We start from the raw sequence: 19,283 nt of genomic DNA, 5'->3' as shown, positions 1-19,283 counted from the left end.
AGAATACAAAAAAACTGTATACACGCAATAATCTATGAAACATTTAAAGTTATGATCTACAAACTAAAGTTCATTTTTACATTATTTAGATTACTACTTTTTTATTACAGTCATAAAATGAAACCTCAATCAGCGGAAGTCTTCATTTAAACTAAGGAATGGATCCCCTCTTAAAAAGGGGAATCCGTTTCTAAACTCTATCATTAAAATTTACCGTAAAATGAATTAGCTTTCATGCGCCCATCATTTGTCATGATCATTTCTTCCAAAATCTTTTGCTTATCTCGAATATGCTGTGCCGCCTTAATAATGAATGGACTTACTTCTGCTGCAACTTGCGCACGCGTTTCCTCATCCAATGTCATCATCCAGCGATTTAACATTTCACTCTTCTCAGCAAACTCTTCATCTGACACTTGCAATTCACCGATTTCATTAAAACAGCCGACAAACGTCCGATAAATATCATTGTTCATTTTCAAGTGCTCCGCGGTAACCGTCTATTAAATCTTGTAACACTTTCACAATCGCATCCATGTCTTTTGCTTCACGCGTTACTTTCATTGTTTGAATTTGAATGCTAATCCAATCATATAAGCCATATAAACTATCATATAAATCTTTCGTAATTTCAGGATTTAATTGAAGCTTTAATTCTTCGAAAATACGTTCTAACTTTTCAAGAAGTGCATCTCCTTCTTGTAGTTTAAAAGCATGTAACAGTTCTTCTAAATTACGAAACTCTACAATGCATCTTTCATAAATAAAAATTGTATTTTTAATTGGATTACTCGTCATAATATCATTTTGCATATAACGTTGCCATGCTTGCATACAATCACTTCCTTACCTTTCATTAATCATCACTTTTTTGTTTTGTCATTGCTTTAATTGTTTTTAATTGGCTATCAAGCGCCGCTAATGTACTCTCTAGCTTTTGATACTTCTTCACAATTTCATCTTGTTTTTGCAAGTTTTGCGTCTCAATATCTTTAATCTTTTTATCTAAATCACTTACACGTGAATCAATGTTTTTTACTCGTTCTCCAACTACACCTTTATCACCAAATATTTTTTCAAGTGGTTCTTCCATCATTTTCCCTAAACCATTAGATCCAAAGAAAAACTGTTTCGCTGCATCCGGTTTTTCTTTTAACGCTTTCGTTAATGCTTCGTCATTAACTTCCATCGTTCCATCTTGCTTTAATTGAATACCAAATGTGAATAAATAATTACCATCTTGTGAAAATGTTACAACATTGTTCATCGCTTGACGCACACTTTGCATAACGGCTTGACCTTGAAAAGCTCCACCTTTACCAGCAAAAAGATCTACCGTATTCACAGCTTTATTATAATCCGCAACCATCTTCTTAATAACATTCGATGCATCTGTTACGTTTGAGTCACTTACTGTAAATTTCAAATCTATACCTTTTGCTTTTGCATCTGTTGTCTTTGGGTCTACATCTGTTGTTCCTTCTGGCTTTTCTTCTGCCGTTTGCTCTGTTACCTTTAATAATTCAATTTTCACACCAGGAAGTGCTTCAATTATATTGGTAGAACTTTTACCTTCGATACCATTAATAGAATATATAGCATTTTGTGCTTTATTAATTAGATTGAGTGCTGTACCATCCGCCTTAGCTAAACCCATATCTTGAAACAACGTAGATGTGTTCCCATCAAATTTAATTTCCCCCTCTGTTCCTTCTTTTTTCGAGGACATAAAAATTTTAGTTCCAAGTGTATAAGCCGATACACCATAATCTCCATCATTAATTTTGTTAATTAAATCTTTATATGTCATATCAGTTGTTACTTTTAGATCTTTACCACCTAGTTTTAACGTTTCATTTCTTGGAAGCTTCGCATTTATATCAGAAATATCATTTGAGGCTATTTGATGACGCTGCGCAAGCTGTGTAATCGTCATATTGAAAGTTCCTGCAATCGCACCACCATCAGCTTTTACATTTATATATCCGTCTTGCGTTGTCGTTACTTTTTTCTCGTTCCCTTTAAAATCCGCTAAGTTTTTAAAAGTCTGTGTGAAAGAGCTAAATTCTGATTTTAAACTTGTATATAATAGTTTATCTTGTGAAAGTTGATTCTTTTCATTTGTATACGGTGTTTTTCTCATATCTAACGCATTCATTTCTAATTCGACGAAGTTAGAAGTATCGATCATATTATTTCCAAGGTTCCATATTTGTTGTCTACCACCGATACCAGTTAATGTTCCTGCCATAATTTCTCACTCCTTATAGATTACATGTAGTCTAAAATACTCGTTTTACTCATCGTACTAACAGCTTTTAACGTAGCTTCATACGTTGCGTTTATATAAGCTAAATCAGAAATTGCTACCGCTAAGTCAACATCCTCAATTTCTTTACGGTTTTCTTGAAGCGCTAAATTTTGTTCACTTAAAATTGTTTTAAACGTCTCCATTGTATTCATTGTCGAACCAACTTCAGTTGTACGATTAATGATGCCGTCTAAATTTTTCTTATTTTCTCCTAATAACGGCTGTAATGCTTTTTGGTCACCTTTTTGCATCGCTTCACTCATCTGTTTTAACGTTTTTATAACAGGGGATAATAGCGCTTCACCGTTACGAAATGCTTTTAATTCATAACCGTCATTTAGTTGCCAGTTCACATCATTTTGTCCACCTTGATACGTACCATCTTCTGTAAATGGTGGTTTCTCTGTACTATCACCACCGAAAATATAACGACCTTGCTCTTTCGTATTCGCTAAATATACAACTTGTTTTAAAATTTGATCAATCTCTGCACCGATGGCTTTCAATTCTTTTTCACCATTTGGCCCATTTAACGCCTGCACCGCTAATTGATCTGCTCTTGTTACAGATTTTAAAACACCTTGTAAAGCAGTTTCAGTTTGTGTTAATACATTTTTCGAATCCGCTATATCTTTTTGCATTTGCTCCATATTCGCCAATGAATGTTGAATCGCAAATGATTTACTTGCTGCAAGTGGATCTTCACTCATAAAAAGGTTTTTCTTCCCTGAAGTTACTTGATTTCGGTGGTATTGTTGTTGCACATTCAAATCCATTAACTGATTCTTTGCCCAACTTGCATTTTGAAATGTAGATACTCTCATTTCTATCTCCTCCTTTATCTATTTCAAATTAATTTGAAGAAGAAACCAGAATTATTTCCGGCTCTCCCCTTACCTAACTTATCCCTCTACCGCCCCATATCTCTGATTTCACACCAATAGGTCCTCTATTAGGCACTGACCGCTTCTTCACTCTGCTGGCTCTCTCTTTAAACATAAAAGAAAAGGGTTTTGTTTTTACCTCTCATTATCTAATAATCGAAAACAGACTATCAAACACTTCATTCATCGTTGTAATAGCTTTAGAGTTTGCAACGAAATATTTTTGGAAGGCCATTAAATTAACCATTTCTTCTTCCATATTAACGCCTTCAACACCCATCTTTTCTTGCTGAATCCCCTCCAATAAATCCACATGAATTTTTTGATAGGCATTCACTGCACTTTTATCAGATGCAACGCCAACTACGAATTGATCTAATGCTTGTTTATAAGAAAGACCTTCTTTATAATTTCCATCTGTAATTGCTGCTAGTTTATTTGCTGTTTCAGCTGATATTTTCATTTTCGAAACATCTTTTGCAAATTCAGGGTTTAATTTCATATCTTTCGCTTGATCTCCAACGAAGAACTCTTTCCCCATTACTGTGTTTACTTCATTCTTTACAGAACTCATTAGTTCTTCAAGGTTTTTCTTATAACTAGCAATCTTCGCTTTCGTATCGATCGCTGATTGGATTGCTCCACTCGTTAAAGGAATTTCCGAACCGTAAATTTCAGCAGTCATTGGTTCTTTTTCTTTATTTAATTGAAGTGGATATGTATCTTGTCCATTTACTGTTAAAACACCATTCATTCTAACACTCGCGATATTAGGATTCATAGATTCATAAGACACTTCTATATTTGCATACTTAGACATTTCTGTAATGATACGATCACGTTCATCCAAAAGTTGATTTGGCACTTGTGTACCTGCCTGTCCAATTTTTTTATTCGCTTCCGCTAAGCTGCCAGCAAGACGATTAAATTCATTGACATGCGCTTCAATATCTTCTGTCGTTTGTGCTTCTGCTGTATCTAAGCTTTTTGCCAAACGATTTACTTGACTTGTAAACTTCCCAGTTTCAGAAATTAATGTATCGTAGTAATTTGGTTGTTCTGGATTTTTTGCAACTTCACGAAAAGCATTAAAGAAGCCATCCATTAAACTAGATAATGAATTTTTCCCTGTCGTTCCAACCATAGATTCTACACGTGATAAAGTCGAATTCATGTAGTTATAGTAAGAGAGTTGAGATAATTGATCGTTAAACTGTTTCGTCTTCACTTCATCTGTAATACGGTCAACGCCTAACGTTTGTACACCGTAACCTATTTTTTGTTCTGGTGAATAGCCCTGACTTGCTCCAGCCGATCCGTAATTTACCATTTGACGCACATAACCAGGCGTATGAATGTTTGATAAATTTTGTTTCGTCGTTTGTAATCCCATTTGTGCCGCTAACAAACCCGATAGCGGTGTATTATAATCAGACAGTCTCATAATGTTTCACTTCCCCTTTACAATAGTTCGTTCATAAAGATTTGTGAATTATTGTTTCGTTCTAAATTATATTCAGAAACGGAATCCACAATACTTTCTGTAGTTTTTAATAGTACGTTTAAGTAATATTGATTTTTCAAAAGAATCATTTTTACATTCTCTTCTAATTCAGCTACATTTTTTTGTAATTCTTCCATTTTTTTAATTTCTTCGTTAGAAAAATACGAAAATAATGCACTTACGCGAAACGGCTCAATTCCCTTTTCTTTACAAAACTGAATAACCATTTCTTCAAACGAGCTTGATAATCCTTTTAAACCATCTATGTACTGCAATTGCTCTACTTGCAATTTTTGAACTGCATTTACATTTTTATGTTTCAAATTCTCATATATTTGTTCTCCAAGCGTTTGAATGTTTTCATATGCTTTTTGAATAATAACGAGCTTTTCATATAATTGTATGTACATATCGTTTCCTTCCCTTTTACAAGACTAAATTTACAATTAAACCGTGGATTTCTCCAATCTGATTTAACATTTCTAAATGTCCCGTTTTCGTATTAATTAAATTCATAACATCTTCTAACTCATTTAATCCCATTTCCGCCTGTTTCACAATCGTCATTTTCTGTGAATAGCCATAACGTGGATGACGCGACATGACATCTTTATATTGCAATACATTATCTACGTAAAAATTCAAAAATGATTTTACTGTATTTTTGTATTCCATTACATTATCAAGCGTTAATTCCATTTCAATTTTCTCTTTAATTTCTCCAATGTTATCAACAAATGCTTCCATTTGTTCTAGCAATTTATCTTTTTTCGGATCTGCATACAAATTATCCGAAAATGCAAGTCCTGTCCTGACATTTGCTTCTTTCGGCATTTGAGTAGCAGGCGGTATATGCGATAAAATTGGATTATGCGAGATCGAACGTAGCATATATATCACCTATTTATTTTTTTATTTCTTCCTAAACTTAATCGTAAAATCCAGTTATTTATAATTATACTCTGAACACTAATATTTTGCAGTTATTTTTTATAAAAGATATGTTACAATTTAGCATGAGGTGGCACAAATCTATGAATATTTTTCTTTGTGGTTCAAATCAATTAACAGCATTAGATCAAGAAGAAATAAAAAAATTTTTAACTGACTATGCTCACAAACATAAAATTTACATATTATGTTATAAATCTATCGAAAATGAGATTCTTCGTTTTTTCATCGAAAACGAAAGACTCGCTCAAAATTTATGCCTTTACACGCTACAGCCGTTACAAGCATTAACAGATGAATTTCAAGAGGTCGTTGATTACTTAAAAAAACACGGAGCCGAGTATGTCGCTTTTGATCATCCTTCCGACTCCATTTACCGATCAGATTATATGTTTTTTGTAAAACAAATAATCGAAGATACCGATCTAGTTCTCTGTTTTTATAATGGGGATAAGCATACATCTGTCATTCCCGTTGACGTTGCAAAAGAAGCAGGAATTGATGCTGTTATTTATGATTTACCAGGTTTACATGAAAAACAGATGAAAAAAAACTTTGAACAAAAAATCCGTATGATGTAAAGGGGGAGGCACAATATCGTTATTGTGCCTATTATAAATATGATAATTGAACAAGATTATGATCATTTTATCGCGAGTTTTAAACAACAATTCAATATGGATATCGCTTCGTATAAACAAGATAGAATGCGTCGTAGAATCGATGCTTTTATTTCGAGAAAGGGCTTTGAGAACTACACTAGTTTTCTAAGCAATTTACGTACCGATCAAAAGTTATTTTTAGGTTTTATTGACTATATTACAATTAACGTTTCAGAGTTTTTTAGAAATAAAGAACGTTGGCAAACGTTAGAGACGAAAGCACTACCAAAATTACTCGAACAAAATAACGGAAAATTAAAAGTATGGAGTGCCGCTTGCGCTGCCGGTGAAGAACCATATACACTCTCTTTAATTTTATCGAAGCACCTAGCTCCATATCGTTTTGAAATACAAGCAACAGATCTTGATTTTCACATTTTAGAAACTGCAAAACGCGGTCAATATACAGAACGTTCTTTAAAAGAATTACCTGCCGATTTAAAAGAGCTTCATTTCACAAAAGAAAATGATATATATTCATTACATCAAAACATTAAGCAAAACGTGACGTTCAAGCAGCATGACCTGTTAATGCAGTCGTTCGATACAAATTACGATTTAATCATTTGTCGCAACGTAATGATATACTTTACTGAAGAAGCAAGGGTAAAACTTTATGAAAAGTTTAGTCGTGCTTTACGAAAAGGCGGCGTATTATTTGTTGGTAGTACTGAACAAATTTTAACACCTGAACGTTATAATCTTCAGCGTTTCGATACATTCTTCTACGAAAAAATATAAAAAGGTCGTCACTTTACATTGTGACGACCTTTTTATATAACTCGAATTAAAATAATAGCAACAATCCATACAAAGAGAAAAAGAAACGTCATAGACCATTTATGTTCTTGCATCGTATGTTTCAAAGCCTGTGATAATTGTGTCATATTCATTTCCGCAAGTGCTCTCCATACGCTTACATCCCGCTCTTTAGCAGTACGATCTGTAACGCTAATTAAAATGGTTTCGTTAGACAACTTCGTTATATAAGCAGTAATAACCGTTACCATTAAATTTATATTTCCTTCTGAAGAATCACTTTCCACTCTAGAAAGGAGTGCACTTACATCTAGTAACGGAATATGTACCTTTCTACCAAATGATAGTTGTACTTCAGCAAAATCATACGTTCCATCTAACAAAGGAAGTTCTTTTATATGAGCTTGCTTAACAAGTCCTTGTAAGCTTCTCATTACTTGTTCAAATATTTTATCTGTTTGCTTTCCTTCTCCAGATAATGTATGTAACTTCTTAAAGAGTTGTAATACTGTATCCATCTCTTTAGAAAGCATTTCCTTCATAACCTTTCCATCGCCTAAACTCGCAAGTAAAATCCCTATTTCATTATTCTTCGATATAATTTTAGACTGTCCAGTAAACACTAGATTACTATGCTTTCGTTCTTTCTGGATTTCATGTTCTGAAATAGCTGCAGGCTGTTTTAATGGTTGTAGCGTCTTATTTTCAATTGTTGTACGTTTAATCTCCATCTAAGCGCCCTCCACTACTATGAAATAATTAGCCCCATTCTTTATTACTCTTTAAAACTAGAAAGAGTACGAATAAACCAGACATAATAGCAAATACACTAGAAGCTTGTATTCCCTCGTCACTTTTAGCTTCTTTCTTAACTTCTGGCTCTTCTTTTTTCTCTTTCTTTTTCGAAATGACTTGATTGTTATTATCTTTATCTTTTTGAGCCGTCGCTTTATTTACTTCCTTGTTGTCTGTGAAAGGCTCTTTTATAACATAAGTAATTCTTTCTTTCTCTTTCAATGGTTCTTTTATAAGATTGTTTACTTTCTCTTCTTTTTTTGGAATTTGAACAACTGGTGGTTTTTCTTCCTGAAGCGGGATTTCTACTTTCGAATCTTCCTGCTTCTCAGTTTCTTTCTTATCTTCTAATTTATTTTCTAATTTATCTTCATTCTCTCGTTCTTCTATCTTTTTATCCTCTTCTGTTTTTTGCTCCAAAACAGAAACGACATATTCACTTGCTTCAATCAATTTATTTCCAGCCGCGTCTACTACCTCTACAAATAGTTCGTATGTCCCATTTGGCAACGCATCCGTTATTTCAAATACTTTTTGCCAATCCATATCGCGCTTATTGTAATCTAATAAAAATGTAATCTCTTTATTTTCTTTTCCTTTTAATGTAACACGAACTTCTTTCACGGCTGATTCTACGTCTGTTGCCTTCACTCGTACACGTATAGAATCGCCTTGTTTCCGTTCAATTACGTTTCCCTTCGTCTCATCAATCGTAACTTTATGTAACTTCGGTAACTCTTTATCTAGCGTTGGCATTTCATTATTTATATGAACGAGCGGGACTTTCACTTCATTTTCTACAAGCTCTTCTTTCTCATTTTCTTTGTAACTTTGAACGAGCTGAAGATTCCAATCACCTTGCAAATCAAAAGTTTCGACCTTGTATTTAGCAATCCATCGCTTCGTTTCCTCTTCATACTTAAACGATAGCATTCTTTCTTGTTCATACTGATCGCCGTTTTTTGGCAAGCGCAAAATACCTTTTATACTTTGAACATTTTGCTCTTTTGGTTCTACAATAACCCGCACTTCTTCGCCAACTTTTAATTCCTGCTTATTTACTGTAATAACCCCTTGATCCGTCTCTATCTTTTTTTCGGTTTCTTGTTCATTTTTTGCTTCTTGTTGTTCCTCTTTATCTTGCTTCATTTCTACTTCTACTGGCCGCTCTTGAGCTTCTTTCATTTCTTCTTGCACATTCACTTCATTTATATTTTGATCTGGCTCAATTTGCTCTTCCGCCTGACTTTGCAAAGGGAAGAGCAGGCACACATGTATGAATAGCCAGCAAATTAGAAAAAACTTTATGCTTTTCATCTACTATTTCAACGCCTTATAGTGATTTCGTCACTTTTACTCCGAAAAATCCATTTACATTTACAAGTTCACCATACGCCACCAATACATCATTTACATAAATACGAATTGGCTCGTCAATATCTTCATCTAGCACAACCGCTTCATTCTCTTGTAAACTTAAAATATCTTGAATGGTTTTCACTGTGCTTCCAAATACAAATTTCACGTTCATTTCTACATTTTGTAGAATGGATGTGTCCATGTATACTGGTTCCATTTGTTTTACTTCTTTAAATTCAATAGGTTGCACAACAGGTTCTACAACTTTTTCTTCTTCTATTTCTTCCGTAACAATCTCTTCTTCTTCCACCATTGGATATAGAAGTCTTCTTACCATTTCCTTCGCTTCTGAAATCGGTAAAATTTGATACATTTTTGATTGAAGCAGGTCGCCAATTTCAAGGTTGAACGTAATTTGAACGAGTTCGTCCACTTCCATTGACTCTCCCAAATATTCCATTTCTTCTTTTAAAGTTACAAATTTAACATTTGGTGGCGTCATGTCCATTTTTTCTTGAAACATTTCTGACATCGCCGTTGCAGCATGCCCCATCATTTGGTTCATGATTTCTTTAATACCGCTCAGTTCTAATTCACTAAGTTCTTTCTCTGGATCAACTTCCCCTGTCCCCATCATCATTAAATCTACCATTGTTAAAGCGACATCTTTCGTAAATACGAATACATTCTCATTCTTTAGTCCTTCAACAAAATCAACATTTAAAATAACAAATGGGACTGGTACTCCATCATAATGGCGAACATTGATTGCTTCTACATTCGGTGTACTAATTGAAACTGGCTGATTTAACAGCGTTGACAATACTGTTGAAGCTGAACCAATTGAAATATTTGCAATTTCACCAAGGACATCTTTCTCTTCTTGCGTTAAATGTTCTTTTTCAACTTGTTCTTCTACAATCTCAGTTTCAACTACTTCTGCTGGCACGTCTTGCTCTTCTACTTCACCAGATAATTGCATTAACTTATTTATCATTTGTTTCGCATGTTCAATTGAAACAATTTGCACAAGTTTAGAGTTTACAAGATTATCTATCTTTAAATCAAACGATACTTTAACAATCGTTTGATTCCCATCGATTTCCGAGATTTTCTCCATTTCTTCTGATAGCTTTACAACCTTAATTGTCGGCGGAGACATATCTACTGTATCTTGGAAGAATTCCGACATAGATGTAGCTGCGAACCCCATCATTTGATTCATCGCTTCTTGTACAGCACTTAGCTCTAATTCACCAAGTTCCTTTCCGTCCTCCACTTCACCTGTTCCCATCATCATTAAATCAGCAATGGATAATGCAACATCTTGCTTAAGGACAAGAAGGTTTTCCATATCTAATCCTTTTGTAAAATGAATGTTTAGTACAACGTGTGGAACTTCGACGTCGCTTGAATCATATAAATCTACCAATTCGATGCGAGGAGCAGTAATGCTTACTTGCCTATTTAAGATTGTTGATAATACAGTCGAAGCTGAACCAAATGATATATTTGCAATTTCGCCAAGAATATCACATTCTTGAGGCGTTAAATGCTCATTCTCTTTTTCTAGCACAATTGTGCTCGTATCCCCTTTTGTGTGTTGCTCAGGCATTTTCTCTGCCTCCTCATTTCTGTTTTTCTATCAAATGATATAAACTCTCATTTTATTTTAACAAACTTATTATATAAAACGTTAATATGTATTTATTCCCATTTTTAGATTAGTAACGATTAACCAAAAAGCTCCCCAATTGTATACAAGTGGGGAGCTTTCCTTCATTCCTATTATAAACCTTCTGGGTTTAAAATGAGGACCACTCGTCCATCACCGAGAATTGTCGCACCAGAGAAATAATTAGAACTCTCTGCAAAGAAGTCACCTAATGACTTTAAGACTATTTCTCTTTGACCGATAATTGTGTTTACAATAAGCCCATAGCTGCGATGTGTATTACGAACAATTAACACAGGAACCATTTGACCATCATATGACGCAAACGCCTCATCTGCTGTTTTCTCACCAAATACCGTACTTAAATGCTTCACTTCAATAATTTGATTACGGTAATTTAACACATCTTTTCCTTGTATGGATTGGATGTCTTCTCTCTTGATTCGAATTGCTTCAACAATATTACCAAGAGGTAAAGCATAACGTTTATCATTCGTTTGAACAAGCATAGATTGTATAATAGACAACGTTAATGGAAGTTCAATTCTAAATGTACTTCCCTTTCCTTCTTCAGAATCAATAATTAAATGTCCGCCTAAACTATGGATTGTATGTTTCACTACATCCAATCCAACGCCGCGTCCAGAAAGGTCTGATACAACTTCAGCTGTACTAAATCCTGGTTGGAAGATCAAATCAAATATTTCACGGTCTGTTAATTTATTTGCCTCAGATTCTGTTACAACACCATTTTTAATCGCTTTTTCTAATACTTTCCCTTTATGAATTCCATTTCCATCATCCGTAATTTGAATTACGACATGATTCCCACTATGGAACGCTTCTAATTTAATCGTACCTGTCTCATTTTTACCTGCATCACGACGTTGTTCAACAGTTTCAACCCCATGATCAATTGCATTACGAATTAAATGAACAAGCGGATCACCGATTTCATCAATAACAATTTTATCGACTTCAGTATCTTCACCTGTAATTTGTAAATCGATTTTTTTCCCTAAATCTTTCGCTAACATACGTACCATACGCGGGAAACGATTAAAGACTGTTTCAATCGGCACCATACGCATGTTTAAAAGTACATTTTGAATATCTTTTGAAATATCGCCTAATCGATTTAAATGCTCAATTAATTCTTTGTTTTGAATTGCTTGTGCCAATTCATCTATACGACCACGCTCAATTACACTTTCTTCAAACATGTTCATTAATCTTTCAATTTTTTCTAATTGAACACGTATGGAACGATTTTCCACTTTACCATTTTTCGTTTTTGCAGCGCTTTTAGCTGGTGTAGCATTAGTAGATTGTTTAGATACTTGTTTAGATACTTCTTTAGTTGATTCCACATGCGTAGCCGCTTGTGAAACTTCTTGTATGGCTTCTTGTGTAGACAATTTTTCCGAAACTACTTCTTTTGATATATGTGCTTGCTTCACTTCTACTTTCTCAATTTCAGAAACATGAAGTACTACTTGTTTTAATTCTTCTTCACTTTGATCAGTATCCATAAATACTGTGAACTCAAATCCGAAAGCATCTGCTTCAATTTCTTCAATACTTGGAACTGTTCTTTGTACATTACCTACATTTTGCAGCGCTTCAATACACATAATGGCACGTACTGCTTTTAAAATAGCTTGTTGCTCAACAGTTATATGCACTTCATGTGAAGCTTCATCATCGTTATTTATAGTTTCTTGTTCTATATGTTCAGTAGGAATTTCTATATTGCCATTCAATAATGCTTCTAATTTCTGTTTCGTTGCAACTACATCAATATTGCCCATTCCACCTTGCTGCACATCTGCAACCATCTTCTCTAAATTATCAATGCACTCAAAAATCACATCAATAATTTCCGCATTTACAACTATATTCCCATGACGAATTTCATCTAAAACGTTTTCCATTTTATGCGTTAAATCCGCCATTTCCGTAAATTCCATACTCGCTGACATACCTTTAAATGTATGGGCTGAGCGGAATATTTCTCCCACAACATCCATATCAGTGGGATTTTGTTCTAAAGTTAGCACATTTTCATTTAACGATTGTAAATGTTCTTCTGATTCCTCAAAAAATATATTTAATAGATCTGTTTGCATTTTAATCCCCTACCTGTCTAACAAACATTTCATTTATGTATAACAATTTAGTGTTTTAAAGCAAGAAAAAAGGGGGCCACACGCATATCCGCTATCAATGTTTAGATTCCTTGTGGCACCCCTTCTATATTAGCTGTTTGCTACTTTTGTTAACGCTTCGATTACACGATCTGCTTGGAATGGCTTTACAATAAAGTCTTTTGCTCCACCCTTAATTGCATCTAATACCATACCTTGTTGCCCCATTGCAGAACAAATAACAACTTTTGCACTTGAATCAATTTTAATAATTTCTTTTAATGCTTCAAGTCCGTCCATTTCTGGCATAGTAATATCTAATGTAACAATATCAGGTTGAAGTTCTTTATACTTTTGAATTGCCTCTACTCCATTTTCCGCTTCTCCGATTACTTCAAATTCAGAATTACTTTTTAATAAGTTTTTAATCATTGTTCGCATGAACATCGCATCGTCTACAACTAAAATTTTATGTGCCATTCTTTTTGATTCTCTCCTTCTATGTATAAATATATCTTAATATTTCACCTTATCATTCTCACTCATTATACAAAATAAAATGATAAAATTTAATATTTTTTTAAAAGAATTTTCGTATTTTTATTATTTTATTATTAAAATGACAATATACTATTCTTTTATGTAAATGACAACGCGACGGTTTTTCTCCCAATTTTGCGGTGAATCATTTGGTACAACTGGCTTTGTGTCTGCATATCCTACCGCAGCTAGCCTTTTATCATCCACATTATACACTTCAATTAAGTGGTGAATCATATTTGCTGCTCTTGCTGAAGACAACTCCCAGTTAGAAGGGAATTTGTCATTATGAATAGGTCTACTATCTGTATGACCTTCTACAACAATGGGATTTGGTACCGATTGGAAAAACCCAACTAATTGACTTATTATCTCTTTCGCTTCTGGTTTAACGTTCGCGTCACCCGTATCAAATATTAAATTATCTACTATAACGACGCTTACTCCCGTATCCTCTCGATATACATTCACTTGACTAATACCGTTATTATCTACATATGCTTTTAACTTCTTATATAATTCATCCATTCTTTTTTTCGAGATCATTTTTTCATCATTTTTTTCATGAGAAATATCTGGTATTGTATTTTCCATTACTTTTGCATCTACTTGCTCCGTATCACTAAATTTTTCAAGCATCTTTGACAATTTTACTGCATCCTGCTTTGAAGTAGCAACTAGTAATACAAAGAAAGTTAATAATAACATCGTTAAATCTGTAAAAGTCGTCATCCAACGAGGCGATCCCTTTTGCGGTCGTTTTATCATCACCATACCACTCCTTGCAATATTAGGCTGCTCGTTTTACTTTTTTTATCTTTGTTTCGTATACATACGTATCGAGTTTTAACTTTAATTTAGACGGAATTTGTCCACGATACAATTCTGAAATCGCTTCAATAACAAACTTCTTCTCTGTATATAAATCCTCAATACCACGATACACTTTTTCAGCAAGAGGGATTGCAATCATATTTGCAAGTACTGATCCATACAAGGTCGTTAACATTGCAACTGCCATCCCTGTACCAATTTGCGACGTGTCTTGCAAGTTTTGAAGCATAATGATAAGACCAATTAAAGTCCCTATCATACCCCAAGCGGGAGCAAAATCACCAATTTTATCTAATAATGTCGCTCCCTTTCTTAACTCATACACTTCCGTTTCAACATCTTTCATTAACACTTCTTTTAATTCCTCTTCATCGTAACCACTTAACATTAATCGAATTCCTTTTTGAATAAAAGGATTGTCCACCTGCTCTCCATCAACCTCTAAAGAAAGCAAACCGTGTTTTTTAGATTTTTTCGAAAAATCAACAAACAAATCCGTTAACTGTTCTAAATCTTCTTCTTTTCTATGTAAAACAGTAAAAATACTTTTCGTATATTTTTTTATTTCTCCAAATCGATATGCCACAACAATTGTCGCAGTTGTTCCCCCTATGACAATTAAAATAGATGAAACATCTAAAAAGTTTTTAAAAGCTTTTATTCCACCGCCGCCAAGCATAATTGCTGCTATTACAATAGCAAAACCTACTATTATGCCCACTGGGCTAGAAATATCAAACTTCCTTTTTTTTCTTTCTGGTCTAGCAAACACTTGATTTTCGTCTCCCATATTCCTGCCCTTTCCTTTTCATTTTTATAAAACATTTTTTTATTTTAATAATGCGTTTTCACATATAATGTTTATTATACGCTTATCATCTATTTATCGCAATATACTCATAAAATTGACACATTTCATTTCCATATTAGAATTATAGTATGGAAATATGAGGAGGATCACGATGGAACATAACATTTTACAAGTCATTGCACTAGCAGAAAAACTAAAATATGAAATGCGACATAGCTGGCTTTCTAACGGACGTCAAGAAAGCGTTGCTGAACATACGTGGCGCATGTCTCTAATGGCCATTTTAGTCGAACCTTATTTAGATCAGAAAGTAAATATTGAAAAATTACTTAAAATGGTGATTATTCACGATCTAGTCGAAGCTGAAGCTGGTGATATTCCTGCTTTTGATACAATGAATAGTCATGAATTACAATTACAAAAACAAATAAATGAACAAGAAGCAATTTTAAATATTAAACGAACATTAAAAGGTTCTCTCGGCGAGGAATTATATGATTTATGGATGGAGTTTGAAGCGAAAGAAACGTACGAAGCAAAAGTTGCTAACGCACTTGATAAGCTTGAGGTAAAAATTCAGCATAACGAAGCTGATATTGATACGTGGCTGCCAATTGAGCATAAAATGACATTCCAAGTAGCAAAGCATACAAACTTTGATTCTTTCCTATCTAAATTACAAAAAAACATTGAGCAAGATGGTGAAAAAAAATTATTAGCTGCCGGCATTGACGTTGAAGCTTGCAAGCAATAATGAAATAAGACACTCAGTACGAGTGTCTTATTTCATTATTGTTGATACAGCCTGCTTGTAAATAAGTTGTTGTTTTCCATCAACTAACATTAAAACGGTAAATTTGTCTATTGCAACAATTTCTCCTACTATTCTAACGCCACTCTTTAAAAAAATTGTAACAATACCTTTTTCTTCTTTTATTTGTTTATATAGCTCTTCTTGTAAATGTTCCAAATATATCTCTCTCCTCTTCGTTGAATATCTTAATATAAAAAACTACAAATTATTTATTTATGTACTTTATCTTTCACATTCATAAACTTATTAATAAGTATATCTAAATCTCGGCTAAATAACAAAACTTTATCATGATCCAATCCATGTCTAGCAACAAGTTGAATTAGCTCTTTCTTTTTAGTTTCTATTTTATTTTGTAGTTGTCCCATCTCCATCTCTTCACTAAAACTCCCTTTTCCCATAATATTACTTGTAAAATTATAGTACAAATCCTCTCATAAAAAAATATAAAAATGGTTTTTTTTACAATTTTTATATTTTTTTATGAACAAATCGCGAAATATATAACGATTTCTTCACATACCCCTAGCTCCATATACAATCAAAATGACCATACAGGCGTTTGTCTAATTACAAAAGAGACTGGCTCCTTTTCCATACGAAAAACATACTGTATACAGTAGTCCATGAATTATATAGATTAACTTGCTCAAAAGGAGGAAAACATATGAGTTATGGTGGAAGTTGCGCTGGTTTCGGCGGTGGATTTGCTTTGCTTATCGTACTATTCATCCTTCTAATCATCATCGGCTGTAGCTGTTGGGGTGGCGGCGGATACGGATACTAATATATCCTATCCTTAACAAATGAACGAAAAACTATAAGAAAACAGCTCATATTTGAGCTGTTTTTTCATACTTTCGTATGAAGTTATGTCCCTCCTTTTTCTGATTTCAACTAATAAGAAAACGTTTACTATGAAATAAGAAATATTTTTACTTAGGAGGATTACAATGATTAAAGGTCTTTACGAAGCACATTTACCCGTCCGTAACTTAGAAGTGTCTATCCCTTTTTACGAATCACTTGGACTGAAATTATATAAAAGAGGAGACGATATTGCTTTCTTTTGGATTAAGGAAAATGAAAGTTGGCTCGGCCTTTGGGAAGGCACAGAATACAAAGTGAATTATCACCCCTCTTTACGACACATCGCCTTTCAAGTAAGTTTACATGATTTGGAAAATGCGATTCATTGGCTAAATCAAAAAGGAATTTCAGCACGAAAAGACTTTGGAATGGAACCAATTGAACCGATTGTTTTTCCAGAATTAGCGCATGCCGCCGTATACTTTAACGATCCTGACGGAAATAGTTTAGAATTGATTGCACAATTACCTGTTGGACTCCCTACAGAGGAGAAAGTGTATTTAAGTGAGTGGAAAAAACAAATTCAAGCATCATTATTACATAAGGATTAATCTTTTATGTCAGTTTCTTATTCCGCGCTTCTTAAAACAAATAATAACTTCAAAAAACTATTTTATGGGCAAACATTAAATGTGCTTGGAGATTGGTTTCATACTGTAGCTTTATTAACGTTCGTCTATAGCATAACGGAATCTCCATTTATGATCGCACTCACCTTTATAAGTAAAGGTTTACCTCAGCTTCTGCTTAGTCCTTTCATAGGCGGAGTTGTAGATCGTTTTTCTAAAAAGAATATTATGATTTTTACCGATATTTTACGAGGCATAATCGTCCTCACTTACTTATTCGCACTATATAAAATTGAGATTATTTTCATTTCTAATATATGTTTATCCGTACTTTCTTGTTTATTTGAGCCGGCTAAACAAGCAACCTTAAAAAACATCGTACATCAAAATCATTTTGTAACTGCTAACTCTCTTTCTAGTACAATAAATGGTTTTATGTCTATTATGGGGGCCTCTCTTGGCGGGATTATTGCACAATCTTTACATATTGAATTCGCTTTTTTAGTAAATAGCCTATCATACTTTATTTCGGCCTATTTTATTTATAATATGAGTGTTCCCTCTTATGATACTTGTAAGAAGAAAAAAGCATTTTTTACTGATATAAAAGATGGTTACACATACATATTACAAACAAAAATCATTTTAATATTAATTCTTGTAGGCATTTCATGGGGGCTTATTGGAGGTGCTTATCAGCTACTTCTAACAATCTATGCCGAAAAAATTTTCCACACGAACATTGGGATTTTATATACGGTTCAAGGGGCTGGGCTTATGATAGGAAGCCTTCTCGTTAATCTTTACATATCCAGCAATAAAGAAAAAATGAAAAAAGCATTTGGTTGGGCCTACTTCCTACAAGGCGTTTTCTTTCTTGGATTCATTCTATCCGATCAACTTATTTTCGGTATCATTACATTGCTCTGTATGCGCATAGCAGGAGGAATCATCGTTCCACTTGATACGACATTACTTCAAACTTACACACACGAAAATATGATTGGTAAAGTTTTTTCTTTTCATTACTCTATTTATGGTTCACTTATACAGTTATCTATGCTCATTACAGGATGGCTATTAGAAATCCTTTCTCCTCAAATAATTGGTAGTTTTCTAGCTACATGCTGTATATTTGTAAGTTTTATATGGCTTTACCTGTTTTATCGCGGGAAACTTAATGAAGAATCTACTATTACTTAATAGCATGTTTATGTACATGCTATTTTTATTTATGTCGAAATACAGAGGAAAAAGGCGATTTATTTTTCTTACGTTCTATTTTTTTAGAATGTACAATAAATTTAGATTATAAGAAAGGGGATATTATAATGTTTGAAGATAGACTTACTATTTCAGCTGAGCAGCAGAAACTTATTTCCAATGCAACACGTATTCAAATTCTTCACCTTTTAAAAGACGAAGCACTCACTGCAAAACAAGTAGCTACGAAACTAAATAAATCTGCTGGTAGCGTACATTATCACGTTCAAATTTTATATGATGGAGGGTTACTTGAATTAGTAGACACGAAAGAAAAACGAGGAATTATTGAAAAATATTACAAGGCAAAATCCGCTCATTTCTATATTGAAGAAAGCGGCACAGAAGGAACGAATACAGGCAGTCATATTGTATCTCATTTATTTTTAACTCCAGAGGAATTACAACAGCTTACTTGGGAAGTTACACAAGTTTTATTACGATGGGAAAACAAAACCGCTCGTCAATCAAACTCTGAAGAGGAATACGCTATTTCCTGCAGGATAAAAAAACAATGAAAGAAAGGACCAGCTGC

Annotated in this window: 23 protein-coding genes; 7 read left to right on the top strand and 16 right to left on the bottom strand. The window is 33.7% G+C overall.

All coding sequences use genetic code 11. The features are described 5' to 3' along the window. Positions 1–203: 203 nt before the first annotated feature. From MR079_RS03045 to MR079_RS03015, 7 genes are all read right to left on the bottom strand, one after another. Complete coding sequence (locus MR079_RS03045) at positions 204–476, bottom strand: hypothetical protein (RefSeq protein ID WP_001058076.1); 273 nt, start codon at positions 474–476, stop codon at positions 204–206. Further along, positions 466–834: a flagellar export chaperone FliS gene (locus MR079_RS03040; RefSeq protein ID WP_001149510.1), complete on the bottom strand. Its 369-nt coding sequence runs from the start codon at positions 832–834 to the stop codon at positions 466–468. Before MR079_RS03040 ends, MR079_RS03045 begins: the two co-directional genes overlap by 11 nt. 22 nt (positions 835–856) lie before the next feature. Then, a complete protein-coding gene (locus MR079_RS03035; RefSeq protein WP_211479935.1) occupies positions 857–2,251 on the bottom strand; it encodes a flagellar hook-associated protein 2 in 1,395 nt (464 codons plus the stop codon). Positions 2,252–2,271: 20 nt separating this feature from the next. Further along, positions 2,272–3,135 (bottom strand): flagellar hook-associated protein 3, encoded by an 864-nt coding sequence (locus MR079_RS03030; RefSeq protein ID WP_242293485.1) that lies wholly within the window; start codon positions 3,133–3,135, stop codon positions 2,272–2,274. Positions 3,136–3,340: 205 nt separating this feature from the next. Then, entirely contained in the window at positions 3,341–4,639 is a 1,299-nt protein-coding gene (flgK, locus tag MR079_RS03025) for a flagellar hook-associated protein FlgK (protein WP_001239681.1), read from the bottom strand. A gap of 17 nt (positions 4,640–4,656) precedes the next feature. After that, positions 4,657–5,109, bottom strand: a complete 453-nt coding sequence (locus tag MR079_RS03020) for a hypothetical protein (RefSeq protein WP_070172697.1) — start codon at positions 5,107–5,109, stop codon at positions 4,657–4,659. Positions 5,110–5,125: 16 nt separating this feature from the next. Further along, positions 5,126–5,590 (bottom strand): YaaR family protein, encoded by a 465-nt coding sequence (locus tag MR079_RS03015; RefSeq protein ID WP_242293484.1) that lies wholly within the window; start codon positions 5,588–5,590, stop codon positions 5,126–5,128. A gap of 143 nt (positions 5,591–5,733) precedes the next feature. Between MR079_RS03015 and MR079_RS03010 the strand changes: the two genes are divergently transcribed. Next, on the top strand, positions 5,734–6,231 hold the full coding sequence (locus tag MR079_RS03010) for a hypothetical protein (protein ID WP_001020094.1): 498 nt from the start codon (positions 5,734–5,736) through the stop codon (positions 6,229–6,231). Between the two features lie 39 nt (positions 6,232–6,270). Then, on the top strand, positions 6,271–7,053 hold the full coding sequence (gene cheR / locus MR079_RS03005) for a CheR family methyltransferase (RefSeq protein WP_242293483.1): 783 nt from the start codon (positions 6,271–6,273) through the stop codon (positions 7,051–7,053). A gap of 32 nt (positions 7,054–7,085) precedes the next feature. On the opposite strand, the gene MR079_RS03000 is transcribed toward cheR, so the two are convergent. The 7 genes from MR079_RS03000 to MR079_RS02970 all read right to left on the bottom strand — a co-directional run bounded on the left by MR079_RS03000 (position 7,086) and on the right by MR079_RS02970 (position 15,211). Next, on the bottom strand, positions 7,086–7,802 hold the full coding sequence (locus MR079_RS03000) for a hypothetical protein (protein ID WP_071737496.1): 717 nt from the start codon (positions 7,800–7,802) through the stop codon (positions 7,086–7,088). A 28-nt stretch (positions 7,803–7,830) separates the two neighbouring features. Next, a complete protein-coding gene (locus MR079_RS02995) occupies positions 7,831–9,183 on the bottom strand; it encodes an Ig-like domain-containing protein (protein WP_139867949.1) in 1,353 nt (450 codons plus the stop codon). A gap of 16 nt (positions 9,184–9,199) precedes the next feature. Then, positions 9,200–10,840 (bottom strand): flagellar motor switch protein, encoded by a 1,641-nt coding sequence (locus MR079_RS02990; RefSeq protein ID WP_242293482.1) that lies wholly within the window; start codon positions 10,838–10,840, stop codon positions 9,200–9,202. Between the two features lie 173 nt (positions 10,841–11,013). Continuing rightward, the gene (locus tag MR079_RS02985; RefSeq protein ID WP_242293481.1) at positions 11,014–13,029 is read right to left on the bottom strand and encodes a chemotaxis protein CheA; all 2,016 of its coding nucleotides are present in this window, start codon (positions 13,027–13,029) and stop codon (positions 11,014–11,016) included. 129 nt (positions 13,030–13,158) lie between these two features. Further along, a complete protein-coding gene (locus tag MR079_RS02980; protein ID WP_000940576.1) occupies positions 13,159–13,527 on the bottom strand; it encodes a response regulator in 369 nt (122 codons plus the stop codon). 150 nt (positions 13,528–13,677) lie between these two features. Then, entirely contained in the window at positions 13,678–14,355 is a 678-nt protein-coding gene (locus tag MR079_RS02975; protein ID WP_000596045.1) for an OmpA family protein, read from the bottom strand. A gap of 22 nt (positions 14,356–14,377) precedes the next feature. Then, on the bottom strand, positions 14,378–15,211 hold the full coding sequence (locus MR079_RS02970) for a flagellar motor protein MotP (RefSeq protein ID WP_074540183.1): 834 nt from the start codon (positions 15,209–15,211) through the stop codon (positions 14,378–14,380). Between the two features lie 172 nt (positions 15,212–15,383). Here MR079_RS02970 and MR079_RS02965 point away from each other — a divergent pair, with 172 nt between their 5' ends. Further along, positions 15,384–15,986: an HD domain-containing protein gene (locus MR079_RS02965; protein WP_242293480.1), complete on the top strand. Its 603-nt coding sequence runs from the start codon at positions 15,384–15,386 to the stop codon at positions 15,984–15,986. Between the two features lie 27 nt (positions 15,987–16,013). Here MR079_RS02965 and hfq read toward each other — a convergent pair whose 3' ends face one another. Together hfq and MR079_RS02955 are read right to left on the bottom strand one after the other, a co-directional pair. Beyond that, a complete protein-coding gene (gene hfq / locus MR079_RS02960) occupies positions 16,014–16,202 on the bottom strand; it encodes an RNA chaperone Hfq (RefSeq protein WP_000400658.1) in 189 nt (62 codons plus the stop codon). Positions 16,203–16,255: 53 nt separating this feature from the next. Then, positions 16,256–16,474 carry an aspartyl-phosphate phosphatase Spo0E family protein gene (locus MR079_RS02955; RefSeq protein ID WP_002091864.1) on the bottom strand — a complete coding sequence of 73 codons (219 nt, stop codon included), beginning with the start codon at positions 16,472–16,474 and terminating at the stop codon, positions 16,256–16,258. A 239-nt stretch (positions 16,475–16,713) separates the two neighbouring features. Between MR079_RS02955 and MR079_RS02950 the strand changes: the two genes are divergently transcribed. The 4 genes from MR079_RS02950 to MR079_RS02935 all read left to right on the top strand — a co-directional run bounded on the left by MR079_RS02950 (position 16,714) and on the right by MR079_RS02935 (position 19,266). After that, positions 16,714–16,833 carry a YjcZ family sporulation protein gene (locus tag MR079_RS02950; RefSeq protein WP_000120179.1) on the top strand — a complete coding sequence of 40 codons (120 nt, stop codon included), beginning with the start codon at positions 16,714–16,716 and terminating at the stop codon, positions 16,831–16,833. 166 nt (positions 16,834–16,999) lie between these two features. Continuing rightward, complete coding sequence (locus MR079_RS02945) at positions 17,000–17,467, top strand: VOC family protein (RefSeq protein WP_242293479.1); 468 nt, start codon at positions 17,000–17,002, stop codon at positions 17,465–17,467. Positions 17,468–17,473: 6 nt separating this feature from the next. After that, positions 17,474–18,688, top strand: a complete 1,215-nt coding sequence (locus tag MR079_RS02940; RefSeq protein ID WP_242293478.1) for an MFS transporter — start codon at positions 17,474–17,476, stop codon at positions 18,686–18,688. Positions 18,689–18,816: 128 nt separating this feature from the next. Beyond that, entirely contained in the window at positions 18,817–19,266 is a 450-nt protein-coding gene (locus tag MR079_RS02935) for an ArsR/SmtB family transcription factor (protein ID WP_242293477.1), read from the top strand. Positions 19,267–19,283 lie beyond the last annotated feature (17 nt).

The organism is Bacillus cereus group sp. BfR-BA-01381, assembly GCF_022663555.1.
Lineage (GTDB): Bacteria > Bacillota > Bacilli > Bacillales > Bacillaceae_G > Bacillus_A > Bacillus_A pacificus.
Note: the sequence above shows the minus strand (reverse complement) of the source record. Positions and strands in the feature narration are given on the sequence as shown.